The 26,225-nt window shown below is 61.3% G+C and carries 31 protein-coding genes and 1 tRNA gene; 20 read left to right on the forward strand and 12 right to left on the reverse strand.

Annotation, left to right across the window (positions count from 1 at the left end; all coding sequences use genetic code 11):
• Nucleotides 1–87 precede the first annotated feature (87 nt).
• A complete protein-coding gene (locus KF794_04365) occupies nucleotides 88–1,662 on the forward strand; it encodes a recombinase family protein (GenBank protein QYK45935.1) in 1,575 nt (524 codons plus the stop codon).
• Here KF794_04365 and KF794_04370 read toward each other — a convergent pair.
• The 4 genes from KF794_04370 to KF794_04385 all read right to left on the reverse strand — a co-directional run bounded on the left by KF794_04370 (nucleotide 1,648) and on the right by KF794_04385 (nucleotide 3,884).
• Nucleotides 1,648–1,721 (reverse strand) — tRNA-Gln (locus KF794_04370). The genes KF794_04365 and KF794_04370 overlap by 15 nt on opposite strands.
• Nucleotides 1,722–1,862: 141 nt before the next feature.
• The gene (locus KF794_04375; GenBank protein ID QYK45936.1) at nucleotides 1,863–2,327 is read right to left on the reverse strand and encodes a hypothetical protein; all 465 of its coding nucleotides are present in this window, start codon (nucleotides 2,325–2,327) and stop codon (nucleotides 1,863–1,865) included.
• 41 nt (nucleotides 2,328–2,368) lie between these two features.
• Nucleotides 2,369–2,704 carry a DUF883 family protein gene (locus KF794_04380; protein QYK45937.1) on the reverse strand — a complete coding sequence of 112 codons (336 nt, stop codon included), beginning with the start codon at nucleotides 2,702–2,704 and terminating at the stop codon, nucleotides 2,369–2,371.
• Nucleotides 2,705–2,801: 97 nt separating this feature from the next.
• Nucleotides 2,802–3,884 (reverse strand): AI-2E family transporter, encoded by a 1,083-nt coding sequence (locus tag KF794_04385; GenBank protein ID QYK45938.1) that lies wholly within the window; start codon nucleotides 3,882–3,884, stop codon nucleotides 2,802–2,804.
• Between the two features lie 278 nt (nucleotides 3,885–4,162).
• On the opposite strand from KF794_04385, the gene KF794_04390 reads away from it, so the two are divergent.
• From KF794_04390 to KF794_04405, 4 genes are all read left to right on the forward strand, one after another.
• Nucleotides 4,163–4,336 (forward strand): hypothetical protein, encoded by a 174-nt coding sequence (locus tag KF794_04390; protein ID QYK45939.1) that lies wholly within the window; start codon nucleotides 4,163–4,165, stop codon nucleotides 4,334–4,336.
• Nucleotides 4,337–4,408: 72 nt separating this feature from the next.
• Nucleotides 4,409–5,002: a pyridoxamine 5'-phosphate oxidase family protein gene (locus KF794_04395; protein ID QYK45940.1), complete on the forward strand. Its 594-nt coding sequence runs from the start codon at nucleotides 4,409–4,411 to the stop codon at nucleotides 5,000–5,002.
• A gap of 143 nt (nucleotides 5,003–5,145) precedes the next feature.
• Nucleotides 5,146–6,234 carry a Ppx/GppA family phosphatase gene (locus tag KF794_04400; protein QYK45941.1) on the forward strand — a complete coding sequence of 363 codons (1,089 nt, stop codon included), beginning with the start codon at nucleotides 5,146–5,148 and terminating at the stop codon, nucleotides 6,232–6,234.
• Nucleotides 6,231–6,914 (forward strand): RlmE family RNA methyltransferase, encoded by a 684-nt coding sequence (locus tag KF794_04405; protein QYK45942.1) that lies wholly within the window; start codon nucleotides 6,231–6,233, stop codon nucleotides 6,912–6,914. The genes KF794_04400 and KF794_04405 overlap by 4 nt, the downstream gene beginning before the upstream one ends.
• A gap of 16 nt (nucleotides 6,915–6,930) precedes the next feature.
• Here the strand turns inward: KF794_04405 and KF794_04410 are convergent, their stop codons facing one another.
• On the reverse strand, nucleotides 6,931–8,352 hold the full coding sequence (locus tag KF794_04410; GenBank protein ID QYK45943.1) for an MFS transporter: 1,422 nt from the start codon (nucleotides 8,350–8,352) through the stop codon (nucleotides 6,931–6,933).
• A 130-nt stretch (nucleotides 8,353–8,482) separates the two neighbouring features.
• Between KF794_04410 and KF794_04415 the strand changes: the two genes are divergently transcribed.
• Together KF794_04415 and KF794_04420 are read left to right on the forward strand one after the other, a co-directional pair.
• Nucleotides 8,483–8,731, forward strand: a complete 249-nt coding sequence (locus KF794_04415) for a hypothetical protein (GenBank protein ID QYK45944.1) — start codon at nucleotides 8,483–8,485, stop codon at nucleotides 8,729–8,731.
• Between the two features lie 107 nt (nucleotides 8,732–8,838).
• Entirely contained in the window at nucleotides 8,839–9,273 is a 435-nt protein-coding gene (locus tag KF794_04420; protein QYK45945.1) for a hypothetical protein, read from the forward strand.
• Between the two features lie 272 nt (nucleotides 9,274–9,545).
• On the opposite strand, the gene KF794_04425 is transcribed toward KF794_04420, so the two are convergent.
• Nucleotides 9,546–10,178, reverse strand: coding sequence for a TetR/AcrR family transcriptional regulator (locus KF794_04425; GenBank protein ID QYK45946.1), 633 nt, complete (start codon nucleotides 10,176–10,178; stop codon nucleotides 9,546–9,548).
• Between the two features lie 116 nt (nucleotides 10,179–10,294).
• On the opposite strand from KF794_04425, the gene KF794_04430 reads away from it, so the two are divergent.
• The 4 genes from KF794_04430 (at nucleotide 10,295) to KF794_04445 (ending at nucleotide 13,218) form a co-directional block, all read left to right on the forward strand.
• Entirely contained in the window at nucleotides 10,295–11,524 is a 1,230-nt protein-coding gene (locus tag KF794_04430; protein ID QYK45947.1) for an alpha/beta fold hydrolase, read from the forward strand.
• A 158-nt stretch (nucleotides 11,525–11,682) separates the two neighbouring features.
• Nucleotides 11,683–12,042, forward strand: a complete 360-nt coding sequence (locus tag KF794_04435) for a winged helix-turn-helix transcriptional regulator (protein ID QYK46588.1) — start codon at nucleotides 11,683–11,685, stop codon at nucleotides 12,040–12,042.
• The gene (locus KF794_04440) at nucleotides 12,035–12,559 is read left to right on the forward strand and encodes an arsenate reductase ArsC (GenBank protein QYK45948.1); all 525 of its coding nucleotides are present in this window, start codon (nucleotides 12,035–12,037) and stop codon (nucleotides 12,557–12,559) included. The genes KF794_04435 and KF794_04440 overlap by 8 nt, the downstream gene beginning before the upstream one ends.
• The gene (locus KF794_04445) at nucleotides 12,556–13,218 is read left to right on the forward strand and encodes an aquaporin family protein (protein QYK45949.1); all 663 of its coding nucleotides are present in this window, start codon (nucleotides 12,556–12,558) and stop codon (nucleotides 13,216–13,218) included. The genes KF794_04440 and KF794_04445 overlap by 4 nt, the downstream gene beginning before the upstream one ends.
• A gap of 551 nt (nucleotides 13,219–13,769) precedes the next feature.
• Here the strand turns inward: KF794_04445 and KF794_04450 are convergent.
• Both KF794_04450 and KF794_04455 read right to left on the reverse strand, forming a co-directional pair.
• On the reverse strand, nucleotides 13,770–14,582 hold the full coding sequence (locus tag KF794_04450) for a hypothetical protein (GenBank protein ID QYK45950.1): 813 nt from the start codon (nucleotides 14,580–14,582) through the stop codon (nucleotides 13,770–13,772).
• 301 nt (nucleotides 14,583–14,883) lie between these two features.
• Nucleotides 14,884–15,657, reverse strand: a complete 774-nt coding sequence (locus tag KF794_04455; protein QYK45951.1) for an enoyl-CoA hydratase — start codon at nucleotides 15,655–15,657, stop codon at nucleotides 14,884–14,886.
• 206 nt (nucleotides 15,658–15,863) lie between these two features.
• On the opposite strand from KF794_04455, the gene guaB reads away from it, so the two are divergent.
• Complete coding sequence (gene guaB, locus KF794_04460) at nucleotides 15,864–17,345, forward strand: IMP dehydrogenase (GenBank protein ID QYK45952.1); 1,482 nt, start codon at nucleotides 15,864–15,866, stop codon at nucleotides 17,343–17,345.
• A gap of 3 nt (nucleotides 17,346–17,348) precedes the next feature.
• Here guaB and KF794_04465 read toward each other — a convergent pair whose 3' ends face one another.
• Nucleotides 17,349–17,897 carry a hypothetical protein gene (locus KF794_04465; GenBank protein QYK45953.1) on the reverse strand — a complete coding sequence of 183 codons (549 nt, stop codon included), beginning with the start codon at nucleotides 17,895–17,897 and terminating at the stop codon, nucleotides 17,349–17,351.
• A gap of 65 nt (nucleotides 17,898–17,962) precedes the next feature.
• Here KF794_04465 and KF794_04470 point away from each other — a divergent pair, with 65 nt between their 5' ends.
• The 5 genes from KF794_04470 to KF794_04490 are packed head-to-tail and all read left to right on the forward strand — an operon-like array spanning nucleotide 17,963 to nucleotide 21,320.
• A complete protein-coding gene (locus KF794_04470) occupies nucleotides 17,963–18,505 on the forward strand; it encodes a hypothetical protein (protein ID QYK45954.1) in 543 nt (180 codons plus the stop codon).
• An 8-nt stretch (nucleotides 18,506–18,513) separates the two neighbouring features.
• Nucleotides 18,514–18,936 (forward strand): MAPEG family protein, encoded by a 423-nt coding sequence (locus tag KF794_04475; protein QYK45955.1) that lies wholly within the window; start codon nucleotides 18,514–18,516, stop codon nucleotides 18,934–18,936.
• A gap of 9 nt (nucleotides 18,937–18,945) precedes the next feature.
• Nucleotides 18,946–19,368: an MAPEG family protein gene (locus tag KF794_04480; GenBank protein QYK45956.1), complete on the forward strand. Its 423-nt coding sequence runs from the start codon at nucleotides 18,946–18,948 to the stop codon at nucleotides 19,366–19,368.
• Between the two features lie 3 nt (nucleotides 19,369–19,371).
• A complete protein-coding gene (locus tag KF794_04485) occupies nucleotides 19,372–20,013 on the forward strand; it encodes a 5'-methylthioadenosine/S-adenosylhomocysteine nucleosidase (protein ID QYK45957.1) in 642 nt (213 codons plus the stop codon).
• 8 nt (nucleotides 20,014–20,021) lie between these two features.
• Nucleotides 20,022–21,320, forward strand: coding sequence for an RsmB/NOP family class I SAM-dependent RNA methyltransferase (locus KF794_04490; protein QYK45958.1), 1,299 nt, complete (start codon nucleotides 20,022–20,024; stop codon nucleotides 21,318–21,320).
• Between the two features lie 111 nt (nucleotides 21,321–21,431).
• Here the strand turns inward: KF794_04490 and KF794_04495 are convergent, their stop codons facing one another.
• Nucleotides 21,432–22,331 carry a GNAT family N-acetyltransferase gene (locus KF794_04495; protein ID QYK45959.1) on the reverse strand — a complete coding sequence of 300 codons (900 nt, stop codon included), beginning with the start codon at nucleotides 22,329–22,331 and terminating at the stop codon, nucleotides 21,432–21,434.
• A 141-nt stretch (nucleotides 22,332–22,472) separates the two neighbouring features.
• Here KF794_04495 and guaA point away from each other — a divergent pair, with 141 nt between their 5' ends.
• Entirely contained in the window at nucleotides 22,473–24,083 is a 1,611-nt protein-coding gene (guaA, locus tag KF794_04500; protein QYK45960.1) for a glutamine-hydrolyzing GMP synthase, read from the forward strand.
• A gap of 123 nt (nucleotides 24,084–24,206) precedes the next feature.
• A complete protein-coding gene (locus KF794_04505) occupies nucleotides 24,207–24,713 on the forward strand; it encodes a hypothetical protein (protein ID QYK45961.1) in 507 nt (168 codons plus the stop codon).
• A 12-nt stretch (nucleotides 24,714–24,725) separates the two neighbouring features.
• Here KF794_04505 and KF794_04510 read toward each other — a convergent pair whose 3' ends face one another.
• Nucleotides 24,726–25,256: a dihydrofolate reductase family protein gene (locus tag KF794_04510; GenBank protein ID QYK45962.1), complete on the reverse strand. Its 531-nt coding sequence runs from the start codon at nucleotides 25,254–25,256 to the stop codon at nucleotides 24,726–24,728.
• Nucleotides 25,257–25,400: 144 nt separating this feature from the next.
• On the opposite strand from KF794_04510, the gene KF794_04515 reads away from it, so the two are divergent.
• Nucleotides 25,401–25,724 carry a helix-turn-helix transcriptional regulator gene (locus KF794_04515; protein ID QYK45963.1) on the forward strand — a complete coding sequence of 108 codons (324 nt, stop codon included), beginning with the start codon at nucleotides 25,401–25,403 and terminating at the stop codon, nucleotides 25,722–25,724.
• A gap of 6 nt (nucleotides 25,725–25,730) precedes the next feature.
• Here the strand turns inward: KF794_04515 and KF794_04520 are convergent, their stop codons facing one another.
• Nucleotides 25,731–26,216: a MarR family transcriptional regulator gene (locus tag KF794_04520; protein QYK45964.1), complete on the reverse strand. Its 486-nt coding sequence runs from the start codon at nucleotides 26,214–26,216 to the stop codon at nucleotides 25,731–25,733.
• Nucleotides 26,217–26,225 lie beyond the last annotated feature (9 nt).

A 26,225-nucleotide genomic window follows, 5' to 3' on the forward strand; every position in this document is an offset into this window, starting at 1 on the left:
CCGGCTTGATCCGTGCGGCCAAGGGCGCAATGATTCCACCACGCTGAATGCTTGCGATCCGATTGTGTTTAGGTTACACTAAACGACATGAAAAGAGCCGCGAAAACCGCACCTGCCGCCGATCCCGCCCGCAAGCAGGCGGTGATCTATGCCCGCGTCTCCTCCAAGGAACAGGAGAAGGAAGGCTTCTCGATCCCGGCGCAGTTGAAGCTGCTCAAGGAATACGCGGCGACGAACGGCTTCGCGGTGGCGCAGGAATACATCGACGTTGAAACCGCGAAGCAGACCGGCCGCGCCGCCTTCGGCGAGATGGTCGCCTATCTGAAGGCGCACCCGTCCGTCCGCGTGATGCTGGTCGAAAAGACCGACCGGCTTTATCGCAACCTCAAAGACTGGGTGACGGTCGATGAACTCGACGTGGAAATGCACTTTCCAAAGGAAGGCGTGGTGCTGTCTCGCGAGTCGCGGTCCTCGGAAAAGTTCATGCACGGCATCAAGGTGCTGATGGCGAAGAACTACATCGACAACCTGTCCGAGGAAGCCCGCAAGGGTATGCAGGAGAAGGCCGAACAGGGCATCTGGCCGACCAAGACTCCGCTCGGCTATCGCAACGTCACCGGCCCGGACGGCAAGAAGATCATCGCCACCGATCCCGCGATCGCACCGCTCATCGGCAAGCTGTTCGAATGGTACGCGCGCGGCGACATTTCGCTGAAGGAAGCGGCCGGCAAGGCGCACGCGGCGGGCCTCACCTATCCCAAGAGCGGCGCCAAGGTGCCGGTGAGCACGGTTCACACCATCCTGCGCAACCGGCTTTATACCGGCTGGTTCGAATGGAACGGCAAGCTCATTCAGGGCAAGCACGAGGCGCTGGTGCCGGTCGAACTATGGGAGCGCGTGCAGGGCGTGCTCGACGGCCGCTTCGCCAGGAAGGCCAAGCGCGGCCGGCATGACTTCGCCTTCTCGGGCCTGATCGCCTGCCATGCTTGCGGCTGCGCTGTGGTCGGCGAGATCAAGAAGCAGCGCTACGTCTATTATCATTGCACCGGCTATGCGGATAAGTGCCAGGGCAACCCGGCCTCCTGCCGCCGCAAGCATGTGCGCGAGGAAGCGCTCGAAGCGCAGTTCACAGAATTGCTCGGGCGGCTGCGGTTCGACGACGAGGTGCTGGAATGGGTGCAAGAGGCATTGCACGCGAGCCACGCCGACGAGCGCCGCGAGCATGAGGAGGCTATCAGGCGGCATCAGGCCGAATACAAGCGGCTCGATGAGCGCATTCATGCCATGTATGTCGATAAGCTCGACGGGCTGGTGGACACGGCCTTTTACGATCGAATGTCGAACCAGTGGCGCGAGGAGCAGGCGCGCTGCCAGCGCGAGATCGAACGCCACCAGAACGCCGATAAATCCTATCTGGACGAAGGCGTCGCGCTTCTCGAACTCGCCCGCAACGCGCAAAGGCTGTTCGCAAAGCAAAAGCCACGCGAAAAACGCCGCCTGCTCAATTTCCTGCTATCGAACTGCACCTGGGAGGATGGCGAAGTGGTCGCCACTTTCCGCCAACCGTTTGACATGCTTGCGGAAACGGCAACTGCCGCTGCCCGCGTCGAGGCGGGCGAGAAGGCCAGATCGACGAAAAGTGAGATTTGGCTGGGGGACTAGGATTCGAACCTAGATTGACGGAGTCAGAGTCCGCAGTTCTACCGTTGAACTATCCCCCAACGGTGCTTCAAGCGAAGTGCCTGAAAAGCTTACGCTTTTTCACATCGGCCACGGCCCGCGAAGCAGCGCGCCGTTGTTCTAGCCGAGGCTTTTGCCGGGGGCAACCGCGCCGTGGGCGGGCGTATGGGGATACGGCTTTGCTATTCGGCAGGCTGAAGGTCGGGCTTTTCTTCCGTGGCTCCTTCGCGGGTAGCGAGGAAGCCGATGGCCGCCGCGCCGATTGCAAGCAGCGGAAGCATCCGCTTGAAGCCGATGGTGCGCGCCACCTGAAATGCGGTGAGCAGCGTGGCGGGGTCCTGCCACCAGTCCGGCTGCGCGCGCTCCTTCTTTTCGCGTTCGGCTTTTTCCACCAGCGCGAGGCGGCGGCGCTTCCGCGAAGCGGACAGCAGAAACAGCAGCGCGATGAAAGCGATTACGCCGAGTACGGCTGCAATAGCGCCCCACGCCTGCATGACTCCGTAGGTCTGCATCGTCCACAGGAACAGGACGACAAGGCCGCATACGAAGGCAGCCACCCCCGCGAACGCCATGATCGCACCGGCGATCATGGCGTGCAGGGTCAGGTCGAGCCGAGTCTTGAAGTCTTCGATCAATCCGGAAAACACGGATGCCCTCCCGAAATCTGCGCCTTCGGAAATCGTGTCGTTTATCGCCGCCAGATCGCGCCAATCAGGAAGCCGATGCCAGCCGCCATAGCGAGCGTAGTCACAGGACGCTTGTAGACGGCATCTTCCAGCGCATCGCCGACCGTCGTGGTCACGTCGCGCACCGCGTCGACCGCTTCCTGACCCTTACCGCTGGCATCGGCGATTACGCCGTCGGCCGCGCGTTTGGCGCGCCGCCATGCAGCGGAGCCGGAGTTGGAAAGCAGATCCGAAACCTGCGCGGTCAGCTTGCTGAGATCGTCTTTCAGTCCCTGCATCTCGCGGTCCAGAGTTTCCTTGGTGTGCGAGCCGTTCGTGGAAGGTTGCACTGTCGCCATGAGAAAAGCCCTCGTCATGCGCGCGAGGCATTACCCCGCCGCGTCCTGCTGGATGGAATGATCGAGAGCTAAACCGCGGGAGCCGCGAAAAGTTCCCTCAGCCGGGCAGCTTCATTTCGTCTTTCGGGGCGAACTGGTTGAGCACCACCATCGCCACGATGAGAAGGGGCACCGCCAGCAGTGCGCCGAATGGTCCCCAGAGCCATGCCCAGAAGGCGATGGAGAGGAAGATGAAAAGCGGGTTCAGCGTCAGCCGCGCACCGAGAATGGTCGGCGTCACGAACTGTCCTTCGATGGTGGACAGGCCGATGAAAACCAGTGGTGCCACCAGCGCCTGATAGAAGGATGGGAACGACACCAGCCCGACGCCGAGCAGTGTCACGATCATGGTGGCGGGGCCGATATACGGCACGAAGTTAAGCAGGAATGCGAGCACGCCCCAGACCAGCGGACTGGGCAGCCCGATCACCGCGCAGACGATGGCGACGATGACGCCGACAGTGAAGTTGATCGCGGCAACCGTTGCTATGTAGGCGGCGAGGCTGGTTTCCACCTCGTTCCAGATACGCAGCACGCGGCGGCGCGAGTCCCGGTTTGCACCGAAACGGATGATCGATTCTTTCAGCCGGTTGCGATGCGCGAGAAAGAAAAACAGCGTGCCGAAAAATATCAAAAGCTGCCCGACCGCGGGGGTCAGCGCTGAAAATGCCGGTTGCAGCAGGCTCATGTTGAGGTCGAGCGCCAGTCCCTTCGGGCCTTGCGTGGGCTGCGCGCCGAAAGACTCGCGCAGGCGGTTCAGCGCTTCGAGCGGCGTATCGAAGATGGTGAGCTTTTCGCGAAGGTTCGCGCCGATCTCAGGCGCACGCGCGATCCAGTCGCGTACCGGATCGGCCAGCAGCACGACAGCCCAGGACAGCAAGCCGACCGTGCCGAGCACCAGCAGCGCGGCACTGGCCGTATGCGGAATGTTCGCGCGTTTTGCGAGGTTGGTGATCGGGCCGAGAATGGTCCCGATGACAAGCGCCAGCACGACGGGAAGAAAGATGCCGCGCGCATAGCTCAGGATCGCGGCGGCCAGGATCACGAAGATTCCAATGACGGCGATTTGCGCCAGCTTCGTGCGCATGCCCGTGCCCTGCGAAATGATCCCAAGATCGTCTTCGGCGGTATGGTCGTCCATGAACGGGGGTCCGGTGAGGGCAGTGCAGACGGTATCGGCTTGTATCGTGGCGCAGGCAAGCCGGGAGGAAAAGAGGCCGTTCCGGTTAATGGTTCTGGACGGCATTACCGGATAGACGGCGTTTTTCGGGGAAGCGCCTTTGACGGGCCGGCTTAGGATTACTGGTCATTCACATCCGTCATCCCTTCGCCATGCTGGAACCAATGACGCGCATCGAACGTTCTTGTTCCGGAGCGGGGGCGCGATCTTGCGCGCCGCATTAAGCTGGGAGTTCGCCGATGGCGTTGCTGATCAACATTCTCGTTACATTCCTGATCGTTATTCTGGTCCTTTATCTCGTGAACATGCTTCCGGTAGACGGGCGCGCGAAGCAGATCATCCGTATCATCGTCATCATTATCGGTATTCTCTATTTGCTGCGGGCGCTTACCGCGGGTCCGATCATTATCTAGCCAATCGAAACGGCTGATAGCCCGCTCCATTCCGATGCGCTATAAGGGTGCAGGCTTGGAGCGGGGGCAGCCATGTCTGACTCAATCCTTTACCACGAAGCCAATCGCGCATTGCAGGATCGTTTCGGCAGCCGGGGCATTGCAGACCGGCTGGAAGAACTCGTACGCACTGAATTCAGCGACGACGACCGTTCGTATATCGAAAGCGTGTTCATGTTTTTCATCGCCACCGCCGATGCGGAGGGCAGGCCCGATTGCTCGTTCAAGGGTGGCCCCCGTGGCTTCGTGCGCGTGACCGGGAAGAACGAACTGGTATTTCCCGACTACGACGGCAACGGCATGTTCAAGAGCCTCGGCAACATCGACGCCAATCCGAATATCGCGTTGCTGTTCATCGACCTTGAGAAGCCGCGGCGGCTGCGGGTAAACGGCACGGCCTCCGTCAAGCGCGACGATCCTTTGCTCACTCATACTGCCGGAGCGCAGTTGATCGTCCGCGTCAGCGCCACGGCGATCTTCCCCAATTGCCCGCGCTACATTCCGGCGATGAAGCTGGAAGCGCCTTCCAAGTATACGCCGGTGGCGGGTGTGATCCCCGAGGAGCCGGTCTGGAAGACATTTCCGGAGTTCAAGGATTTCGTTCCGCCGCGTCATCCGACGGCGTAAATTTATACCGCATTGCAGTTGCGCGGACGTGATTTGCGCGGCCCGCGCGTCGTGCCGTAGACTGGCGGCAACGTATAATTCGGATACCGCTTCTTGCCGTCGAGCGCGTTCGCGCGCTCCGGCATGGCGGGGAAAGGCCAGTCATGGCGGACCAGCCGCGCGAAAGCGCGCCCGGACCGCAACAGCCGGCGAAATCCGGCCGCAGGCGCCGCCGCAGACGCGGCCGCAGACGTTCCGCGCAAATCCAGCCGCGGCGCGATGCGTTTTATGGCGCGCTCGATCTCGGCACCAACAACTGCCGCCTGCTGATTGCGCAGCCGACCGGCGATTCCTTTCGCGTGGTCGATGCGTTTTCGAGGATCGTGCGGCTCGGCGAAGGGCTGTCGCGCACTGGCACGCTCGCGGCGCCGGCAATCGAACGCGCGATTGCCGCGCTGAAGATTTGCGCCGCGAAGCTCTCTGTCCGCAATGTCACCCGTACGCGCCTCATTGCCACCGAAGCCTGTCGCGCTGCCGTGAACGGCCAGGAATTTCTGAATCGCGTGCAACGGGAAACCGGGCTGTCGCTCGAAATCGTCAACCGCGAAACGGAAGCGAAGCTTGCCGCCAATTCCTGCGCGCCGCTACTCGACCGCCATGCTTCCGGTGCGATCCTGTTCGACATCGGCGGCGGCTCGTCGGAACTGGCATGGCTCGGCAAGGCGGACGATCTGGATGGCGGCCCGCCGGTCGCGCCGGTGCGGGCGTGGGATTCGTTACAGCTCGGCGTGGTGACGCTGGCCGAAAGACATGGCGGCGAAACGGTGCCGCCGGAAGTATTCGAGGCGATGGTCGAAGAAGTGATGCCCTTGGTCGAGCGCTTCAAGGCAAGCGCGGGCGACGTTTCGCGCGACGGCCTTTATCTCCTCGGCACGTCCGGCACCGTGACCACGCTTGCCGGCCTGCATCTCGACCTGCCGCGCTACGATCGCCGCCGCGTCGATGGTATGTGGATGACTGAATCGGAAGTGACGGTGGTGATGCGGCGTCTTTGCGCGACGACTTATCAGGAGCGTGTCGATAATCCCTGCATAGGCGTGCAGCGCGCGGACCTTGTGCTCGCGGGTTGCGCGATCCTCGAAGCGATCCGGCGCGTGTTTCCGTGTGAACGCCTGCGCGTGGCCGACCGCGGCCTGCGCGAAGGGATGCTGGTCGAACTGATGCGCGCCGACGGCGTATGGAGCCGCGCATGACCCGCGAGAAGACGCCGGACCGGGGCCGCATTCGCGTGCGCGCACGCAGCGGCCGTTCTCATTCCTCGCGCGGCTGGCTGGAGCGCCAACTCAACGATCCTTATGTGCGAAAGGCGCGCGCGGAAGGCTTCCGCTCGCGCGCTGCATACAAACTTCTTGAGATCGACGAGAAGCACAAGCTCCTGAAGCGCGGATTGCGCGTGGTCGATCTCGGCGCGGCGCCCGGTGGCTGGGCGCAGATCGCGGCGGAGAAGACGGGAAGCGCCGATGGGAAAGGCAAGGTCGTCGCCATCGACCTTCTCGACATCGAGCCGATTGCGGGAGTTGAATTCGCGCAGCTCGATTTTCTTGATGAGGACGCGCCGGATCGCTTGAAGGAAATGCTCGGCGGCGAAGCCGATCTCGTGCTCTCCGACATGGCCGCGAATACGACTGGTCACCGCAAGACCGATCACCTGAAGATCATCGCATTGGTCGAGGCCGCGGCGGAGTTCGCCAAGGAAGTGCTGGCGCCGGGAGGCGCATTTCTTGCGAAGGTTTTACAAGGCGGCACCGAAGGCGATCTGCTCACGATGCTGAAGCGCGACTTCGCAAGCGTGAAGCACATCAAGCCGCCTGCAAGCCGGAAAGACTCCGCCGAACTTTACGTGCTGGCGACCGGCTTTCGCGGCGCGAAGTAATCGGAATAAGAAATAATCAGACCTGCGGCCCGCGCTCGCTGTCTTCCGCGGCGGGCGGCGGCGCGGCGACGAGCGACGCGCCCGCATCCATCGGCAACCTTAGCAGCGCGAAGATCGCCGTGCATGAAATCGCCGCAACGACGAGGAACGCAGGCACGAAATCGCTTGCAAGGATTTCGTTCGTGCCGCGCCAGAGCCGCATCGATTCCAGCACGATGGCCCCGACCGCGACACCCGCCGAAACCGAAATTTGCTGCGCGACGCTGGTGAAACTGGTTGCCTGACTCATGGTGCTGGAGCCGATGTCGGCGAAGGCGAGCGAGTTCAGGCTCGTGAATTGCAGCGAGCGGAAGAAACCGCCGAACAGCAAAACCGCGATGATGACGGCGAATGGCGTTGTCGGCGTGAACAGCGCGCTCGACGCGATGAAGGCCGACGCGATCACGGTATTGACCAGCAGCACGCGCTTGATGCCGAAGCGCCGCAACACCGGCGCGGCGCTCGCGCGCATTAGAATAGCGCCCGCAGCGCCCGCGAAGGTAAGCAAACCGGATTGCAGCGGCGAGAACCCGAATCCGATCTGGAACATCAAGGGCAACAGGAAGGGGATCGCGCCGATGCCGATGCGGAACAGCGACCCGCCGACTACGCTGGCCCGGAACGTCGGCACCGAAAGCAACTTCAGATCGAGGACAGGAGCGGGCGCGTTCCTCGCATGGCGCACATAGAAATACATGATGACCGCGCCGCCGAACAAAAGGCTCAGCGAAAACCACACCGGCAGCAGCTCCTGTCCCACCGTGGTCAGCCCGAAGGCGAGGCCCGACAAACCAAGTCCCGACAGGATGAAGCCTTTGACGTCCAGCGGCGGCACGTTGTCCTCGCGGATATCCTCGATGTATTTCGTCGCAAGCCAGAAGCCGATGATGCCGATGGGAATGTTGATCCAGAAAATCCAGCGCCAGTGGAAATAGGTGGCGATGAAGCCGCCGAGCGGCGGGCCTACCATCGGCCCGATCAGCGCAGGCACCACGAGCCATGCCAGCGCGGAAACCAGTTCGTGCTTCGGGATCAGGCGCAGGATCACCAGCCGCCCGACCGGCGTCATCATCGCGCCGCCCATGCCCTGAATGACCCGGTACAGCACCAGGTCGGGCAGGCCGGCCGCGAAGCCACAAGCCAGCGAACCGAGCGTGAAGACCACGATAGCCGCGCGGAACACCGTGCGCGCGCCGAACTTGTCCGCCATCCAGCCGGAAATGGGGATGAACACCGCGAGCGAGAGCAGGTAGGAGGTCAGCGCCAGCTTCAGCGCGATGGGGTCCACCTGCAGGTCGCGCGAGATGGCGGGGAGCGCGGTGGCGATCACGGTCGCGTCCACGTTCTCCATGAAGAGCGCGGTGGCGACGATCAGCGGAACGAGGATCTGGCGGCGCATGGGTGGGGCGATTCCGGCGGCAAGGGATAGCCTTGCTTGGTGGCTGCGTCATCCCCGCTTGCGTGATGCTGCCTTGCGGAACCGTCAGTACCCCCTATGTGTTAGCGCGGGGCAGAGGAGGCTCCCTTAGATGATCTATGTGATCGCATTTTTCCTTCCGCCGCTGGCGCTCCTGTTCAACGGGCAGCCTTTTGCCGCGATCTTTACGGCGGTCATCTGGCCAATCTGCTTCTTCTTCGGCTTCTTCTCGCCGGCGGTCTGGCTGATCCCTTCGGCCATCGCCATCGTCGCCATCGCGGTCCGCAACGATTCCCGCCGCCATCAGGAGATGGTGGATGCCGTGAAGCGCCATGGCCCTCCGCCGGGCTGGCAGCCGTAAGCCACGCCTTACAGCGGAACTCCCGGCGGAACTCAGGTCGCGCCCGTGTGATTAGCCTCTCGCGGGCGTGATTTCTGTGTAACGGGGGACGGCGCTAGGGTTTGCGCATGCAAGCCCAGATACCCACCGTTCCGCGCAAGAGCTACCTCATTCCGGGGCAAATCCTGATCGCGCTCGCAACGGCTGGCCTGCTGATCTGGCTGGTGTTCTGGGCGCAACGCGGCTGGCAACATGGTGGCATCCAGTTGCTTGCGCTGTTCTCCGTAATTCTGGTGCAGACGTTTGCCAGCGCGCTCTATTACGCGCGAAAGCTGCACCGGCAATTCCCCGGCCTCTATACGCTCGCAGAAAAATACACGCTCCTCGTTCAGTCCTATGGATCGGAAGCGCTCGACAGCATTGCCGAGCCTTCGTTCAAAGCCGCGTTCGCGGAGGAGAGCAGGCGCTATCGCCGCATTTGCAACGTGATCGGCTACATCGCGATCGGATTCATGATCTGGGTCTACGCGCATCATTTCTCCGGCAGCAACACGCTGTTCTGAGCCGCCTCGTCAAACTTAGGGATTTGCGCCGTAAGAATCCGGCATTTTGACCGGATCGAAACAGGGCGACTTCTTTCTACCCCTCGCCAGTGGCTGTGCGAACCGGGACAATTTCTTCACGACGAGAGGCCGGGAGCCGGGCAGTTCCTCCGCTGGTTTCCGCCGCCCATGCATGTGCCTGAACGCGCGGCTCTGTCGCGATAGTTTTTCAAACAGCAAGCAGCATTCCGCATTCTCGGCAAATGCCGCCATCACCGCAGCCGCAGCCTTGGTCACGCGGCCGACTTTACAAAGCTCACCATCATTCTTGTAAGCGCTTCTTCCACTTCGTGACGTTGGATGTTGTGGGTTCCTCCAGCAATGAAGCCACGCATCACGCCGTGAAACGCATAGGTCAGCACGAAAGCATCTGCCTGCCGAACTTTGATCGGCGCGTTCTTGGTAGTAACTCCCTGCGACGCGAGCATCGCCGTCATCATTTGAATGAGCGCGTTGAGCCGCGTGCCCGGTCCGCGCGAGAGTGAATACTCCAGCAGAATTCGATGAACGTCCCGGCGGCCGCCGTAGCTGCTCAGCACGGCGCTTACCAGCGCTGGAATCCGTCCGCCGAGAACATCGGGCGGCGCTGTTTTGATTGCTTCCATCACTCGCGCACCAAGACCGCCCATTTCGCGGTCGATCAGTTCTTTAAGAATGGCCTGCTTGTCATCGAAGTACTGATACAGCGTGCCGATGCTCACGCCGGCCTTCTCTGCGATCGCGTTTGTGGTCAGGGCTTCCACACTTCCCGCTCTTTCGATGAGGCGCATGGCGGCTTCCAATATGAGTTCGATCTTCTCCAGCGAGCGTTTTTGTTGCGGCTTTCGACGAGTAATAGCCTGATTTGCTTTGCTTTTTTTCGGCATTCGGTGCCTCCGGAAACGCGAGTATTAAAACATGAGTATTGCTCATATTACAGCGTCAGCGGCGTTCGGCAATCGGGCTGACGGCGGGAAATGGAGGGGAAAATGAATAGACGACGATGTTGTTGAGTAGTGCGAGTGTTGCTGCCGTTGCGCTGGTTGCCGCCACCGCTAATGCACAGACGAAAGAAGAAAAGCGCCCCGATCAGCGGCTGGGGACCAAATACCGCTTCGATGATCCGGATATGGATTTGTTTTTCGTGGCGGCGCTGGGCTGGGGACCAACCGGCGGGCTGGATATCGGACAGGCGTTCTACGTGGCTTCGCAGATCAAGGACGGCGATGCCGATAGTTGGGTGCAGGCTTTCTCGAATTACGGCGATCTCCTGAATAAGCAGGCAGACGAGTGGAAGGTGCGCGGATGGAAGCGCGCGGCCGCCGAGACGAGGCTCAAGGCCTTCGCAAGCTACCGCTCTGCCTGGCAGTTCGCTGGCCCGACCGATGTGTTCAAGTCGCTGTTCGCGAAACACAAGGCCGCATTTGGCGCGGCGATGGCAGAACTTGAATTGCCTGCGTCGTTCTTTCAGGTGCCGTACAAGGGCAAGCAGTTGCCGGGCGTGTTCTATCAGAACCCGAACAAGTCGGCGCCGGTCGTGCTGGTCGTTGGCGGTGCGGACACGTGCATGGAAGATCTGTTCCTGACGGTTGGCCGCAGCTTTTTCGACCGCGGCTATTCGGTCGCGCTCGTCGACCTGCCTGGGCAGGGCATCACGCAGGCTGAAGGCTTGCATTGGGAAGTGGAAGCCGAGAAGCCGGTTTCTGCGACCGTCGATCTCCTGATCGAGCGCTTCGGTGCGAAGCCGGGACGCATTGCGATGATCGGCATGAGCCTCGGCGGATACTTCGCGGCACGCGCAGCCGGCTACGAAAAGCGTTTCGCAACCGTGATCGCGAGCACGCCGTTCCCAAGCCCGGCGCAACTGTTCTCTCTCTCGGCACAGTCGGCGATGAGTGAGAAGCAAACGCCTTCGCAAGCCGCGACCCGCAGCCGTCAGGTTACGTTCTGGAAGATCGGAGCGAAGATGGCGCAGGATTTCCTGCAGCTTTCGTCCGGGATGAATGCGGACCCGAAGCTGGTAAGCGTGCCGTTTCTTTCTGTTCTTGGCGGCGGCGACTCGCCGGTGTTCGCGGCGCAGGCGAGAGGCTGGCACCGCGACATTCTATCGGAGCGCAAGCGTTTCGTGCTGCTCGATGCCGCTTCCGGCGCGGACGGACATGTGCAGGTCAATAATCGCCTGCGTCTCGTACAGGAAAGCGTCGGCTGGATGGATGAAATCTTCGCTTCGTGAACCGGAGCGGAAAACAGACAGGCTTCGCTTCATCGCGAAGCCTGTTTTATTTTGTCTTAAGCCATCCTCGCGTGGGGGTGCCTCGGTCACGAAACCAAGTGCCACCCACACTTGTCGCAGTCATCTGCCTGTCGTAATAAGTCGATATGTCGAGAATTATGGACAAGAAAGCGGTAATCGAAGGTTTCTCCGCGCTGGCGCAGGACACGCGGCTGACCGCGTTCCGGTATCTGGTGAATTGCTCGCCGAAGGGGAGGAACGCGGGCGAGGTCGCGCGGCACTGCAAGGTGCCTCACAACACCATGTCCACGCACCTCGCCATTCTCGAACGCGCAGGGTTGGTCGATTCCGAAAAGGCAGGACGGGAAGTGATCTACTCCGCCGACATTTCCGGCCTGCGCGGTCTGGTCAATTATCTCGCCAAGGGCTGTTGCGGCGGCCGCCCGAAAATTTGCGGCGAAGTATTTGCGGGCGCCACCTGCGCGCCCGCGCGGAAAACGGAGCGTCTGCGTGGATAAGCCTTACAACGTATTGTTTCTGTGCACGCACAATTCGGCGCGCTCGGTGATCGCGGAAGCGATCATGAACAGGATCGGCGCCGGCAAATTCGTGGCCTACAGCGCGGGCAGCCAGCCGCGCGGCGCGATCAATCCGAATACGCTCAATCTGCTGAACAAGCTCGGCTACGATACGAGCAACTTCCGCTCGAAATCGTGGGACGAATTCGCGAAGCCGGGCGCGCCCGAAATCGACTTCATCTTCACCGTCTGCGACGACGCGGCGGGAGAGGTTTGCCCGGTCTGGCCGGGAAAACCGCTGACCGCGCATTGGGGCGTGGCCGATCCTTCCGCGGTGAAGGGAAGCGAACTCGAAGTCGCGCTCGCGTTTCAGGAAGCCTATCGGCTGCTGTATCGCCGCATCCAACTGTTCGCGGCGCTGCCCATTCGCGGGCTGGATACGATGACGCTGAAGGCGCGGCTGCGCGCGATCGGCCGCGAAGAGGGCGCGACCGAAAAAGCAATGAGTGCGACGTGAAGCTGCGCGCGCTTGCGGCGGAGTTTACCGGCAGCGCCTTTCTCGCCGCGACCGTAATCGGCTCCGGCATCGCCGCGCAAAATCTTTCCGGCGGCAATGTCGCGATTGCGCTACTCGCAAACGCCATTGCTACCGGCTGTATCCTCTTTGTTATCATATCGTTGTTTGCGCGGTTGTCGGGAGCGCATTTCAATCCTGCCGTCAGTATTGCGTTCGCAGGGCAGGGCGAACTGCCTTGGCGGAATTGTTTACTATTTATCGTCTCGCAAACCGCGGGAATGATCTTCGGCGTGGCGCTGGCGCATGCGATGTTCGATCTTCCGGTTCTTCAGGTCTCGACAACGAACCGCGTGGCGTTTGGAACGGCGCTTGGCGAGGCCGTGGCAACGTTTGGTCTTGTGCTGACGATCTTCGGTTTGAAGGACAGGGATGCGACGCGGATTCCAGCGGCGGTGGCGCTCTACATCACCGGCGCCTACTGGTTCACGTCCTCGACTTCGTTCGCCAATCCAGCGATCACGATTGCGCGGTCGCTATCCGATACGTTCGCGGGTATAGCGCCGTCGAGCGCGACGGTTTTTATCGTTTGCCAGCTTGCGGGATTGTTTCTCGCGGTCATGCTGGCCGCGTGGTTCTGGCCGGCGGCACGCAAATCCTAGCTCTCCGGATTTCAAACAGCGTTCCGCGTTCTCGCGCTCCATCAGTGCGATTTGAAAGGCGGCGGGGACGCCGGGGATGTTCCGATCCCCACGGCCGCCTGCGTAAGAAATAAAAAACGCAGACGAGGTCGTCACCGCGAAGGCCGGAAGCATCTCCGGCGTCCCAGCCCGCTTGGCACTTGCGCCAATCGGGCCAAGTAAAAACTTCGCGCGATGGTTCTCGGCTTTCCTTCGCATGACCCCCGGTGGACTTACCTTGCTATCCACCGCTGCGGGCTAACGATGCCCAGTGACGCGCGGCAGGCGCGCCGGGAACATGCGACTTCAGCCGCCGCACTTCGCCTCTCGCGTAAGAGACAAGATGCGGCCACCGCTTCCGGCCCTCACCGTGCCACGCGTTGCGCGATGCCCTGTATTCGGACCGGAACGGCGCGGATTTTATTTCTGCGGGAAGGAGCGGGGATGAAGATTTTTCGGGATTCGGGGAAGTGATTGAGCACGAACGAGAAAGTGTTGCCTAGGAAATGTCGCGATCCCCGGTATCCATAGTTTTAGGGTGGAGCGGCAAGATTCAACCTCTTCGAAACCAAAGTTCGGTCTGTAACTCGTCCAACGATAACCAGGTATGTAGGCTGAAGACCTTTTCCAAATATTGTGACACGACTTACAACAAATTTCTCGTTGTTATGTTCGACAGTAGTGACGCCGATAAGCTGATTGTCTTTTAGCACTTCATCATCCGATGAGATTCCGCCGATATAATAGTAGCTATTTTCATATGTTCTTTCTCCCTTAATGAAGGGAATTAGAAGAGGCTCATAGCCATCCAAACCAACAACAGCGGCGACTGCGCAGTGCCCGATTTTTGCGAGCGTTTGATTAAACTCAAGTTGATTGTGCTGCATCTCAAATCTAGGAGTGGCTTGATAATCATTCTGAAATTTCGCAATTTCTGATGGGCTTGAGCCAACCCTTATTTGCAACGTGGGAATCTCCGACGGAGGTCGGCCTGAGATGATTCCGGGCGGTGGCATTTTAACAATGCTCATCACCAATGGAATGTCACCAACCGGAATATTCTTGGTTTGCTCAATGTCGCCCGGGCCAATCGTCAGCATCGGCCAGTGAGTTCTTTTCTTATTTTTTCGTTTGCGATTGCCGGGTATTTTCAATTTAAGGCGCGCTCGCCACAGCATATCGCGAGCGACAACTTGTTCGAATCTGCTTGTAATAAGCCTGCAATTTTCGCAACTCGAATTGGGGAGAACAATGTCGCCTCCCAAAGAAATAGGTACAATGTGCTCGTCTGAAAGTTGATCTGTGCTTCCACAGTAGACGCAACGTCCGACTGGAGGAAAGCGCATGACTAGGCGATACGTACTTCCTTACGTCACTTTCGAGAAATTCGACGGCATCAGTTGTTCCTATTGGCTCGCAGCGAGAAACTAATCTCTGCAAGCGTGCCTAAAGCGATTGCAATGAGTATCTGGTAAATTGCTCGGTCGATGTGTCTGCCAGTAGTTCCGCTACCTAGATACATAATCGTAGCTCTTGCGCGATCATCGGCATTATCAATTTGGGCGACATAAATTGCGACTCCAAACTTCAGAATCGAGAGCACGAGAACAATAATTGCGACGATTCTTGCGGCCCAGCTGAAAAACATCACGCCACCTTCGTGAAATCTGGTGCTCTGCGCTCCGCAAACGCGCGGAACGCTTCCAGCGCTTCCGGCGAGCGCAGCCGGTCCTTGAACATCGCGCCTTCGCGCTCCATCACCGATTTGATGACGCCGGGATCGCGCATCAGTTGCTTCGTCAGCTTGAGCGCGCCTGCGGGGCGCGTTGCCAAAGCCTTCGCCAGTTCCAGCGCGCGGGCGCGCACCTGCACGGCTGGGAGCGCTTCGGTAACGACGCCGAGCGCGGCCGCATCCTTGCCGAACAGCGGCTCGCCGAGCGCGAACAGCTTGTATGCCCGCGCATAGCCGATGCGCGCCGGGAGCAGCATGGAGGAGGCGGCTTCCGGCACGAGGGCGAGGTTGACGAAGGGCACCGAGAGCTTCGCGTCGTCCGCGGCCACCACCATGTCGCAGTGGAGCAGCATCGTGGTTCCGACGCCGACCGCATGGCCCTGCACCGCGGCAACCAGCGGCTTGGTGGCGGAGGCCAACGCCAGCAGGAACGGGCTGGCGGCGGCGTCGCGCGGCTCGACCTTGCCCATTGCGATCTCGGTGAAATCCGCGATGTCGTTGCCGGACGTGAAGAAATCGCCCTCGGCCTGGAACAGCACGACCCGGATGGCCGGGTCTTCCTCGGCCTTGAGCATGGCCTGCACCACGGCGGCGTACATGGCCTTGTTGAGGGCGTTCTTCTTGTCGGCGCGGTTCAGGGTGATTGAGAGCACGCCGCCTTCCAGCGCGGTGCGAACGAGATCGGTCATTTTGGCGTCCTCCGGGATTGGCTTTTCTTCACTATACCGGCGAAAGCCTGTGCACTGCGAGGCTCCAAGGGCTTGGGGACGTGACGGCACCTTTGCGTTTTGGAACCGCCATGCTAACGACCCTCGCCAACCCACGCCTTATGGCGATTCCGGCCGGCAAGGCCTCGCCATCTTTCCGGCTCAAGTCCGGTGAACAGGAGTTGGCGATGAACCGTCTTACCAACGGGCTCGCGCAGGAAGCGCTTACCTTCGACGACGTTCTCCTGAAGCCGGGTCTCTCCGATGTGCTGCCGTCCGAAGTGGACGTCCGCACGCGGCTCACCCGCACCGTCTCGCTGAACATTCCCATCCTCTCTGCTGCGATGGACACCATCACCGAGGCCCGTCTCGCGATTGCAATGGCGCAGGCCGGTGGCATCGGCGTCCTTCACCGCAACATGACCCCCGATCAACAGGCCGAGCATGTGCGACGCGTGAAGAAGTTCGAGAGCGGCATGGTGGTGAACCCGCTCACCATTCATCCCGAAGCCTCGCTCGCCGAGGCGCTTGAACTGATGCGCGCGCACTCGATCTCCGGCGTGCCGGTCACCGAGAAGGCCAACGGCAAGCTGGTCGGCATCCTCACCAATCGCGACGTGCGTTTTGCGACCAATACCAGCCAGCGCGTTTCCGAATTGATGACCAAGGACCGCCTCGTCACCGTGCGCGAAGGTGTGACGCAGGACGAAGCCAAGAAGCTGCTGCATCAATTCCGCATCGAGAAGCTGCTGGTCGTTGACGAGAACTATCGTTGCGTCGGCCTTATCACGGTCAAGGACATCGAGAAGGCGGTCGCCAATCCGAATGCCTGCAAGGACGATCAGGGCAGGCTGCGCGTCGCCGCCGCGACTACTGTCGGCGACGACGGGTTCGTGCGCACGGAGCATCTGGTCGATGCCGGCGTCGATGTGGTCGTTGTGGATACCGCGCATGGCCACACGCGCCGCGTCCTGGAATCAGTTGCACGCATCAAGCGCCTTTCGAACGCAGTGCAGGTGGTGGCGGGTAACGTCGCGACTGCCGAAGGCACCAAGGCGCTGATCGACGCCGGTGCGGATGCGATCAAGGTCGGCATCGGTCCGGGTTCGATCTGCACCACGCGCGTGGTGGCGGGCGTCGGCGTGCCGCAACTCACCGCCATTCTCGACGCGGCGAACGAAGCGCAGAAAGCCGACGTGCCCGTGATCGCCGACGGTGGCGTGAAGTTCTCCGGCGATCTCGCGAAGGCGCTCGCGGCCGGCGCGGAATGCGCGATGATCGGCAACCTGCTTGCAGGCACCGAGGAAAGCCCCGGCGAGGTTTATCTCTATCAGGGCCGTTCCTACAAAGCGTATCGCGGCATGGGTTCGGTCGGCGCGATGGCGCGCGGCTCGGCCGATCGCTACTTCCAGCAGGACATCAAGGACACGCTGAAGCTGGTGCCGGAAGGCATCGAGGGGCAGGTGCCGTACAAGGGTCCGCTCGCAACCGTGCTGCACCAGCTTGTCGGCGGCCTGCGCGCTTCCATGGGTTACGTCGGCGGCGCCACCATGAAAGAGTTTCGCGAAAAGGCGAACTTCGTGCGCATCTCCGGCGCGGGCCTGCGCGAGAGCCACGTCCACGACGTGACGATCACGCGCGAAAGCCCGAATTATCCGGGGCGCTTGTAGGCCTTAGCGTTCTCTCGCTGCGTCGAGAATCTTCGCAACGCGCTGCGCATCTGCCACATCGCGGAACGCCAGCTTGCCGGTGTAATCCGTGTCGCGCATTTTCGTGGATCGCCCGGACGCGAAATAGACATGACCTGCAGCGCCGCCGGTCTCCAGCACTTCCAGCTTTGCATCCATGTCGCGGAACGGCACGCTGACCACTTCGTGCCGCTTGCCGTTATGCACGATCAGCGCGCGGCGGCTGGTGATCGCGTAAATCGTCCGGTCGCTTTCAAACAACATGATGAAGGGCGCGGCAATCAGCGCGAATCCGACAAGCCCGAACGGCGCGAACCAGTTCCAGCTCAGCCACCCCGCCAGATAGACGCCGAACCAGAACGCCAGCCATGGCACGCCGACCCGCCACAGCGCCGATTTGCTCCGCAGCAAGGAAAGCGCACTTGGCCGCGCGGCCCAGCGGACGCTTTCACCCTGTTCGAGATATTCGGCCAGCACGGGAAGCAGCGGACGCTCGCCGGTAAAGGCGGGATCGGTGGCCGTGGAACGTGACATGGGAATGACTCGCGAACTTTGCGCCGCCAGACTACAACGGCGCAGCCGAATTCTGGGATTCTTCCATGCCGCTTCGTCTGATCGCCTTGCTCGTTTTTTGCGCGTTCGCCGTTTCTGCCAACGCACAGCCCAAGCCGAAAGAAACCTGCGCCGAGCAGAAGGGCCAGTTCGCCGAGACGCAATTCTGCGTGAGTTCGCTGCTCGCGCCGCAAGGCGACAACAAATACGGCCCGGAGAATTTCATCGAGGGCGAGGGCGGTAAGGCATGGTGCGAGGGCGTGACCGGATACGGCATCGGCGAAACGGTGACGATCCGCTTCAAGCCCGCGGTGCGCGTGCAGGAGTTCACGTTCCTGAACGGCTATCCGAAGACTGAAGAAACTTTCAAGAATAATACCCGCGTGAGGCAGTTGCGCATCCAGACCAGCGACGGCTTCGCCACCGTTGTCACCGTCCCCGACACCAAGGACGATCACAAGATCAAGCTGCCGCGTCCCGCGAAGCCGCAATGGGTACGCTTCACAATTGTCGAAGTCTATCCGGGCGCGCGCGGCGCGGACACCTGCATCGCCGGCATCCTTCCGAACCTCGAACAACTGAACAACTGAGCACGCACATGAGCACGCAGACCATTCTGGCGCCGCTATTCGCGATGGCGGCGATTACTTTCGTGTTGATGATCGGCATGGTGCTGACGCGCCGCCGCGCGGTGATGGACAAGAAGGTCGATCCGAAGGATCTGCTGGTGCGCGGCGCGAACCCGTGGCCGCCGCAGGCCGCGCACTTCAGCGACGCCTATTCGAACTCGCTCGAACTGCCCCTCCTATTCTACGTCGCCGTGATCTTGGCTTTCGTCACGAAGCAGGCGGACATCATCTTCGTCGTGCTGGCGTGGGTATTTGTCGTTTGCCGCGCGGTACAGGCCTATGTTCACACGACATCGAACACGCGCAAGTATCGCAGCAATGCTTTCCGCGCTGGCTCGCTCACGTTGATCGTGATGTGGGTTTACCTCGCCATTCGTTTCATCCTCGCCTGAGGTGCTGTCATGACCGTGCCGACGATCCTGCTTCCGGTTTTCGTGCAGATCGCGTTGATGTTCGCGCTTGCGATGTGGATGGGCTACGAGCGCAATCGCGCGCTGTACTCGAAAGAAGTGCACATCCGCGATGTCGCGCTCACCAAGGAAGGCTGGCCATCGCGGGCGAAGCAGATTTCGAACGCCTATCACAACCAGTACGAACTGCCGGTCCTGTTCTTCATTCTCGTTGCCTTCGCGCTGATCACGCGCAAGGCCGACCTGGTGTTCGTGGTGCTGTCGTGGGTGTTCGTGGCTGCGCGCTTTCTCCATGCGTTCATCCACACTACGTCGAACCGTGTCCCGCGCCGCTTCTTCGCTTACCTCGTTTCGCTGGTGACGCTTCTCATCATGTGGATTTATTTTGCGGTGCTGATCCTGACCGGCATCTGAGCGATGGGCGGCTGGCAGGTTATCCGGAAAGGCCGCATCCCGGTCCTGTTTGTCATGGCGACGGAGCAGGAATACGGGCCTGAACTCAGGAAGCGCATTCATCCGCTGATTACCGGCGTCGGGCCGGTGGAGGCGGCGGCAGTGACCGCGGAAGCATTGGCCGCGCTGCGTGCGCAGGGCGAGCTGCCGCAACTCGTTTTCTCGCTCGGCTCCGCGGGTTCGCGAAATCTCGAACATGCCGAAGTCTATCAGCTTGCGAGCGTGAGCTACCGCGACATGGATTGTTCGCCGCTTGGTTTCGCGCGCGGCCTCGTGCCGTTCCTCGACGAACCCGCGGTGGTTCCGATTGCGCAGCAGATACCGGGCATCGCGTCGGCCTCGATTGCGACGGGCGCGAGCATCGTCTCCGGCGCGATGTATGACGCAATCGAGGCCGATATGGTCGATATGGAAAGCTATGCCGTCTATCGCGCGGCGAAGCGTTTCGGCGTGCCCATGATCGGCCTGCGCGGCATCACCGATGGCAAGAGCGAACTCGCGCGCTACGAGGATTGGGCCGATTACCTGGAGATCGTGGACCGCAAGCTCGCGCTCGACGTGGACCGGTTTTTCGCGGCTATCGAAAGCGGCGCTTTCACTCTATAAGCCGCGCCATGACACCCGCCGCGCGGCTCGCCGCCGCCATAGAAATCCTGACCGAAATCGAATCGAAGAAGCGCCCCGCCGCCGACGTGCTGCGCGACTGGGGGCGCACGCACCGCTTCGCCGGCTCCGGCGACCGCAATGCCATCGGCGCACTGATGTTCGATGCGCTCCGCCGCCGCGCGTCTTCGGCGTGGCTGATGGGTGCGGAAACGCCGCGCGCCCTTTTGCTCGGCGCGCTCAGGCTGGCGCGGCGCATGAACGCGGACGACATTGCGAAACTCGCGGATGGTTCGCGCTTCGCGCCGGAAGCGCTCAGCGACGACGAACGGAAGCGCCTCGAACACGGCTCGCTTGGTGCGGCGCCGCCGCACATCGCGGGCGATTATCCGGAATGGCTCGACCCGCACCTCGCGAAAAGTTTCGGCGAGGAGCGCTGGGAGGAAGGCATGGCGCTTGCGGGCCGCGCGCCGCTCGACCTGCGCGTGAATACGCTGAAAGACGACCGCGACAACGTGGCCAAGGAGCTTTCGCATCTGAAGCCTTCGCCGTCGCGCTGGTCGCCGCATGGCCTGCGCATCGAACTCGGCGACGACGGGCGGCAGCCGCCGGTGACGAGCGAGCCGTCGTTTCTCAAGGGCGATTTCGAAGTGCAGGACGAAGGCTCGCAACTCGCCAGCGTGTTCGCGAACGCGCGAGGCGGCGAGCAGGTGCTTGATCTTTGCGCAGGCGCGGGCGGCAAGACGCTGGCGCTCGCGGCGGCGATGGAGAACAAGGGGCAGTTGTTTGCCTATGACTCCGACCTGCGCCGCCTGAAGCCGATCCATGAACGGCTCACGCGCGCGGGCGTGCGCAATGTGCAGGTGCGCTCGCCGAAGGGCGAGCAGGATGTGCTGGCCGATCTTGAAGGGAAAATGGATCTGGTGCTGCTCGATGCGCCGTGCACGGGCAGCGGTGTGTGGCGGCGTCATCCCGATGCGAAGTGGCGCGCGCGTCCCGGCGCGCTGGAAATCCGCGTGAAGGAACAGGCCGCGTTGCTCGATGAAGCCGCGCGCTTCGTGAAGCCGGGCGGACGGCTGGTTTATATTACCTGTTCGATCCTCGACGCGGAGAACGGCGAGCAGGTTCGGAATTTCACCGGACGCAATGAATCTTTTGAAATCGTTTCGCCGAACGAAGTGGTGAAGGCGCTCGGCGAGAACGCGATGATCTTTGCGCGCGCCGCGAAGTTGTCGGACGAGGGCATCCAGATGACTCCGCGTCGCACCGGGACGGACGGGTTTTTCGTTGCGGTGCTTAAGAGAGTGTAGCTGCGCCTCATCCTTCGAGACGCCGCTTCGCGGCTCCTCAGGATGAGGCTTTAGGGCAGTCTCATGGTGAGGAGCGATGCGAAGCATCGCGTCTCGAACCATGAGACAATATCAGGAGATCGGAGCCGCTTCTTTCTCCGGCTTCCACTCGGCAATCGACTTTAAATCCGTCTCGCATTGCCAGCGGCCAACGCGGCAAGTTTCCATGCTGCCGCGGTCGAGCGTTGCCTGAAGTTGCGCGCGCGGGATCATGCGGAAGTTCATACCGTCGATGGTCGGCGTCGGGTCCTTGCCGTCGTTCAGCGCAAAGCCCCATTTCGCGAGATGCCAGTTGAAGAGCGTGAAGCCCATCTTCGAAGTGTTGCTCTCCCGCGAGAACTGCGACTCGGTGAAGAACACGCCGTTCACCGCGAGGCCGTAGCCGCCGCCGACCAGCGCGCCGTCCTTGTTCCAGACCTCGAACGAATGGGCGTGGCCCGCGTCGTACAGGTTCGCGAAGGCGCGCATGATCTTCGGGCGCAGCCATGTCAAGTGCCAGCGCCCCGGACGGCGTTCGGCGCAGGCACGCATGACGCCTTCGAAGTCGGTGTCGAAGGTCACGCGGTATTCGTTCTGCCGCATCTGGCGGCGGAGTCGCTTGGCAATATGCAACTCGTCGAAGAACAGCACGCAGCGTTCATCGGTGGAGAGCCATTTCAACGGCCCGATATGACCCCACGGATAGAGCGTGCGCTTGTAAGCGGCGAGCAGTGTGTTGACGGAAAGATCGTGCGCGATGCCGGCGATGCCGCCTTCGCCCGCCGTGCGTGGATCGGGCAGGCCGCGGCTGCCGAACAGATCGCGCAGCCAGACACCGGCGACCGCCGGGATTGCCCGAACGCGCTTCGGATGCATCGCCCAGACGAGGCCGAGCGCGATCCGTTCCGCGATGTCGCGCGGGGTTTCGCGAAACAGCGCTTCGCGGCGGGCCGCTGCGTCCGGGATCGGGGGCACGATGGAGGGGGAATTCATGGCCGGGTTCTAGCCCGCCGTGGCCTAACATCGGGTTAGAGGCGGCGGCCCGGCGGTGGGCCGGGCTTAAGCTGTTGGAAAGCATACCAGCGCCGCAACGCCTTGCTTGCGGGGCGCACCGGCTTCCCTTACTTCCTTGCCATGAGCAGCCAAATGAGCAGCACTGCCAGCCCGGCGACAAAGCCTTCCTCCGCCCAAACCCCCGACCACGACAAGATCCTGATCGTCGATTTCGGCTCGCAGGTGACGCAGCTGATAGCGCGCCGCGTGCGCGAGATGGGCGTCTATTCCGAGATCGTGCCGTTCCAGTCGGCGGAAGCGGCGTTCAAGAAGATGAACCCGAAGGCAGTGATCCTGAGCGGCGGGCCGGCATCGGTGCTGGATGCGAATGCGCCTTCCGCGCCCCCCGCGATTTTCGATAGCGGTCTTCCCGTGCTCGGCATTTGCTACGGCGAGCAGACCATGGCGCAGCAACTCGGCGGCAAGGTCGAGGGCGGGCATCATCGCGAATTCGGCCGCGCCGAAGTGGAAGTGACGGAAGATGCGCCGCTGTTTGCGGGTGTGTGGCAGAAGGGCGGGAAATATCCGGTCTGGATGAGCCACGGCGACCGCGTGACCGTGCTGCCGAAAGGCTTTCGCGTGCTCGGCAAGGCACCGAACTCCCCGATTGCGATCATCGGCGACGAGAAGCGCCGTTTCTACGCGATGCAGTTTCACCCGGAAGTCTATCACACGCCGGACGGCGCGAAGATCTTGCAGAACTTCGTGCTGAAAGTCGCAGGCGCGAGGGCCGACTGGTCGATGCGCGCGTTCCGCGAGGAAGCGGTCGAGCGCATCCGCGCACAGGTGGGGAAGGGCCGCGTGATCTGCGGGCTTTCGGGCGGCGTGGATTCGTCCGTCGCGGCGCTGCTCATCCACGAAGCGATCGGCGACCAGTTGACCTGCGTGTTCGTGGATCACGGCCTGCTGCGCCTGAACGAAGCGAAGACCGTCGTCGATCTGTTCCGCAACCACTACAACATTCCGCTGGTGCATGCGGATGCCAGCGATACGTTCTTGCGCGAACTTTCGGGCGTCACCGACCCCGAACAGAAACGCAAGATCATCGGCAAGCTGTTCATCGACGTATTCGAGGCGGAAGCGAAGAAGATAGGCGGCGCGGAGTTTCTCGCGCAGGGCACGCTCTATCCCGACGTGATCGAGAGCGTGAGCTTCACCGGCGGGCCTTCGGTCACGATCAAGTCGCACCACAATGTCGGCGGGCTGCCCGCGCGCATGAACATGAAGCTGGTCGAGCCGCTGCGCGAACTGTTCAAGGACGAGGTGCGCAAGCTCGGCAAGGAACTGGGCTTGCCGGATGTGTTTGTCGGCCGCCATCCGTTTCCGGGGCCGGGACTTGCGATCCGCTGTCCGGGCGCGGTCACGAAAGAGGCGCTCGACATTCTGCGGCAGGCCGACGCGATCTATCTCGACGAAATCCGCAAGGCCGGTTTGTACGATGAAATCTGGCAGGCTTTCGCCGTGATCCTGCCGGTTAAGACGGTGGGCGTGATGGGCGACGGCCGCACCTACGATCATGTGCTCGGACTGCGCGCGGTCACGTCAGTCGATGGCATGACCGCCGACTTCTATCCCTTCGACATGAAGTTTCTTGGTCAGGTCGCGACCCGCATCATCAACGAGGTGAAAGGCGTCAATCGCGTCGTTTATGACGTGACGAGCAAGCCGCCGGGAACGATCGAGTGGGAGTGAGGCGCTTTGACTATTGAGCGTCGAAATACTCAAACCGGGAAATATCAACTTTATAATACGTCGCAGCAACACGGCGAGGATTGCGCTCTGTTCCCTTACGAGAGCCTTCCTCGCAAAATATTCTTGGATACCAATGTTATTGGAACGTTAGTCGAGCATGGAGCGACAATTTTCGAACACGAGGGCTTCCCAGAGAATGTGGATGCTACATTAGCTGATGATATTGAGGCGCTAATGCACATAAGCGCAGTAAGTACCCGAGCTAACTGGATGCTTTTTGCGTGTAAAAAGACTCTTGAGGAGTTGGCAAACACGAAAGACGCTATTTTGCGCGACGCTCTTCTGGATTATGGCTCTTGCTTCGTAGATTATCACGACGGCGACGACTGGAGATATGCTGCAGATTTTGCGAGACGATTAAAGGATTCAAAGTTTGTTTCTGCGATTTCCGGACGCGCAGATCGTGAGCTAATCAGTAACGCTGTTGGCCTTGGATGTGATGTATTCTGCACTCGTGATCGTTCAACAATAATCAGCAAACGTGATGCGCTAAGGCAAATTCCAATGCGAATTCTAACGCCAGCAGAGTGGTGGCGGCATATTAGGCCGTGGGCGGGTCTTTGGCTTTAAAGTTAGTTCGTGCTAAACCGTTACATACACCAACTGCAGCACATCCCCATCCATCCGCTCCATACTTTTCAGCCGCAGCGGCGGGCGAGGGCCGACGAAGTAAGGGCTGCCTTTGCCGAGCACGACCGGATGCAGGTAAATCCGGTATTCGTCGATCAGACCCAGCTCCGTCAGGCTTCGCGCCAGCACCGGACCTGCGACGTCGATCTCGCCTTCAAGTTCCGATTTCAGTTTCCGGATTGTCTTTTCAAGGTCATCCGCGACGAGCGTGGCGTTCGGGCCGACGGATTTGAGCGAGTTCGACACCACCCATTTCGGGTGGCGCCGCCACGCCTCGGCGAACTCGCGCGTCGGCGCATCCCATTCGGGATGCTCCTCGTCGAAATAGCGCATCACTTCATAGATGCCGCGGCCGTAGATGCTGCCGGTGAGGCCGCGAACCTGCTCGATGAAGTGACGGAACAGCGCCGGACCGGACGCGAACTTGTCGTGATCGACATAGCCGTCGAGCGACTGGTTCATTCCGAATACGAGCTTCGCCATTCCGTTTCCTTTGCTTCGCGCTTGATGCCGCATTGTTCGCCGCATTCGCAATTCGCTGCAAGGCCGCCCCGCGTGGAGATGCTGCTATTGTCGCGCGGAAACAAAGAACGCATCATGCACGCACGGGATCAACGGAGCGGGAACATGAGTGCCGAACATAAGCTGACCGGAAGGCTGGTCGCGGCGGCGCGTGCGCTTGCCGGCATCAGCCGCGAGGATTTCGCAAAAGCCGCGGGCGTATCCGCCGATACGATTGCCGCAATCGAGGCGAACGGCAGCGCGTGGCTTCATACGGACGCCGACGCCGAAGCCGCGCACCGCGCGCTGGAAACGTTCGGCGTGGTCGTGGTCGAGGAAAGTCACGGCATGGGCGCTGGCGTGCGCCTGAAATTCACGCGGCAGGACGTGAAGCAACTCCAGCGTCTCGAAGGCGAGGGCGGGGCCGTGCGTTCGGACGACGCGCCGTAACGCCGGCTACTTCTTCCCCGCGCGTTCGCCTTCGAGATTCCAGCCGCCGATATTCCGGTAAATTGTGTCGCGCAGCCGTCGCACGTCTTCCTTGAGCTTCATGAGTTCGCGCGGCGATTGCCCCGAAGCCGCAAGCAACGCTTCGCCGAGGCACGCGGCCTTGCCTTGCAACGCCTTGCCTTTCGCGGTCACGGACACGACGACCTGCCGTTCGTTCTCGGGGTTGCGCGTGCGCTCCACCAGCTTCGACGCCTCCAGCCGTTTCAGCAGCGGAGTGAGGGTGCTGGATTCGAGGCCGATGCGCTCCGCAATCGCGCCGACCGTCTGCGCGCCCTCGCGCCACAGCACGTTCAGCACGAGATATTGCGGATAGGTGAGGCCGAGATCGTCGAGCAGCGGCTTGTAGGTGCGCTGGATCGCCATGCCTGCGGAATAGATCGCGTAGCAAAGCTGCTCGTCGAGCGGCAGCGGGCCTTTGGTTTTCTCGGCCATGTAGTGTCT

The sequence above is a fragment of the Xanthobacteraceae bacterium genome, from assembly GCA_019454205.1.
Lineage (GTDB): Bacteria > Pseudomonadota > Alphaproteobacteria > Rhizobiales > Xanthobacteraceae.

What these genes read in the sequence shown, in the direction of transcription:
- KF794_04365 (QYK45935.1), top strand. Translation starts at nt 88, where the DNA reads ATGAAAAGAGCCGCGAAAACCGCACCTGCCGCCGATCCCGCCCGCAAG.
- KF794_04425 (QYK45946.1), bottom strand. Translation starts at nt 10,178, where the DNA reads ATGCCGAAAAAAAGCAAAGCAAATCAGGCTATTACTCGTCGAAAGCCG.
- KF794_04495 (QYK45959.1), bottom strand. Translation starts at nt 22,331, where the DNA reads ATGAATTCCCCCTCCATCGTGCCCCCGATCCCGGACGCAGCGGCCCGC.
- KF794_04385 (QYK45938.1), bottom strand. Translation starts at nt 3,884, where the DNA reads ATGGACGACCATACCGCCGAAGACGATCTTGGGATCATTTCGCAGGGC.
- KF794_04420 (QYK45945.1), top strand. Translation starts at nt 8,839, where the DNA reads ATGCAAGCCCAGATACCCACCGTTCCGCGCAAGAGCTACCTCATTCCG.
- KF794_04380 (QYK45937.1), bottom strand. Translation starts at nt 2,704, where the DNA reads ATGGCGACAGTGCAACCTTCCACGAACGGCTCGCACACCAAGGAAACT.
- KF794_04450 (QYK45950.1), bottom strand. Translation starts at nt 14,582, where the DNA reads ATGCGCTTTCCTCCAGTCGGACGTTGCGTCTACTGTGGAAGCACAGAT.
- KF794_04475 (QYK45955.1), top strand. Translation starts at nt 18,514, where the DNA reads ATGAGCACGCAGACCATTCTGGCGCCGCTATTCGCGATGGCGGCGATT.
- KF794_04395 (QYK45940.1), top strand. Translation starts at nt 4,409, where the DNA reads ATGTCTGACTCAATCCTTTACCACGAAGCCAATCGCGCATTGCAGGAT.
- KF794_04455 (QYK45951.1), bottom strand. Translation starts at nt 15,657, where the DNA reads ATGACCGATCTCGTTCGCACCGCGCTGGAAGGCGGCGTGCTCTCAATC.
- KF794_04485 (QYK45957.1), top strand. Translation starts at nt 19,372, where the DNA reads ATGGGCGGCTGGCAGGTTATCCGGAAAGGCCGCATCCCGGTCCTGTTT.
- KF794_04480 (QYK45956.1), top strand. Translation starts at nt 18,946, where the DNA reads ATGACCGTGCCGACGATCCTGCTTCCGGTTTTCGTGCAGATCGCGTTG.
- KF794_04520 (QYK45964.1), bottom strand. Translation starts at nt 26,216, where the DNA reads ATGGCCGAGAAAACCAAAGGCCCGCTGCCGCTCGACGAGCAGCTTTGC.
- KF794_04465 (QYK45953.1), bottom strand. Translation starts at nt 17,897, where the DNA reads ATGTCACGTTCCACGGCCACCGATCCCGCCTTTACCGGCGAGCGTCCG.
- KF794_04410 (QYK45943.1), bottom strand. Translation starts at nt 8,352, where the DNA reads ATGCGCCGCCAGATCCTCGTTCCGCTGATCGTCGCCACCGCGCTCTTC.
- KF794_04405 (QYK45942.1), top strand. Translation starts at nt 6,231, where the DNA reads ATGACCCGCGAGAAGACGCCGGACCGGGGCCGCATTCGCGTGCGCGCA.
- KF794_04510 (QYK45962.1), bottom strand. Translation starts at nt 25,256, where the DNA reads ATGGCGAAGCTCGTATTCGGAATGAACCAGTCGCTCGACGGCTATGTC.
- KF794_04390 (QYK45939.1), top strand. Translation starts at nt 4,163, where the DNA reads ATGGCGTTGCTGATCAACATTCTCGTTACATTCCTGATCGTTATTCTG.
- KF794_04515 (QYK45963.1), top strand. Translation starts at nt 25,401, where the DNA reads ATGAGTGCCGAACATAAGCTGACCGGAAGGCTGGTCGCGGCGGCGCGT.
- KF794_04430 (QYK45947.1), top strand. Translation starts at nt 10,295, where the DNA reads ATGTTGTTGAGTAGTGCGAGTGTTGCTGCCGTTGCGCTGGTTGCCGCC.
- KF794_04400 (QYK45941.1), top strand. Translation starts at nt 5,146, where the DNA reads ATGGCGGACCAGCCGCGCGAAAGCGCGCCCGGACCGCAACAGCCGGCG.
- guaA (QYK45960.1), top strand. Translation starts at nt 22,473, where the DNA reads ATGAGCAGCCAAATGAGCAGCACTGCCAGCCCGGCGACAAAGCCTTCC.
- KF794_04470 (QYK45954.1), top strand. Translation starts at nt 17,963, where the DNA reads ATGCCGCTTCGTCTGATCGCCTTGCTCGTTTTTTGCGCGTTCGCCGTT.
- KF794_04435 (QYK46588.1), top strand. Translation starts at nt 11,683, where the DNA reads ATGGACAAGAAAGCGGTAATCGAAGGTTTCTCCGCGCTGGCGCAGGAC.
- guaB (QYK45952.1), top strand. Translation starts at nt 15,864, where the DNA reads ATGAACCGTCTTACCAACGGGCTCGCGCAGGAAGCGCTTACCTTCGAC.
- KF794_04490 (QYK45958.1), top strand. Translation starts at nt 20,022, where the DNA reads ATGACACCCGCCGCGCGGCTCGCCGCCGCCATAGAAATCCTGACCGAA.
- KF794_04415 (QYK45944.1), top strand. Translation starts at nt 8,483, where the DNA reads ATGATCTATGTGATCGCATTTTTCCTTCCGCCGCTGGCGCTCCTGTTC.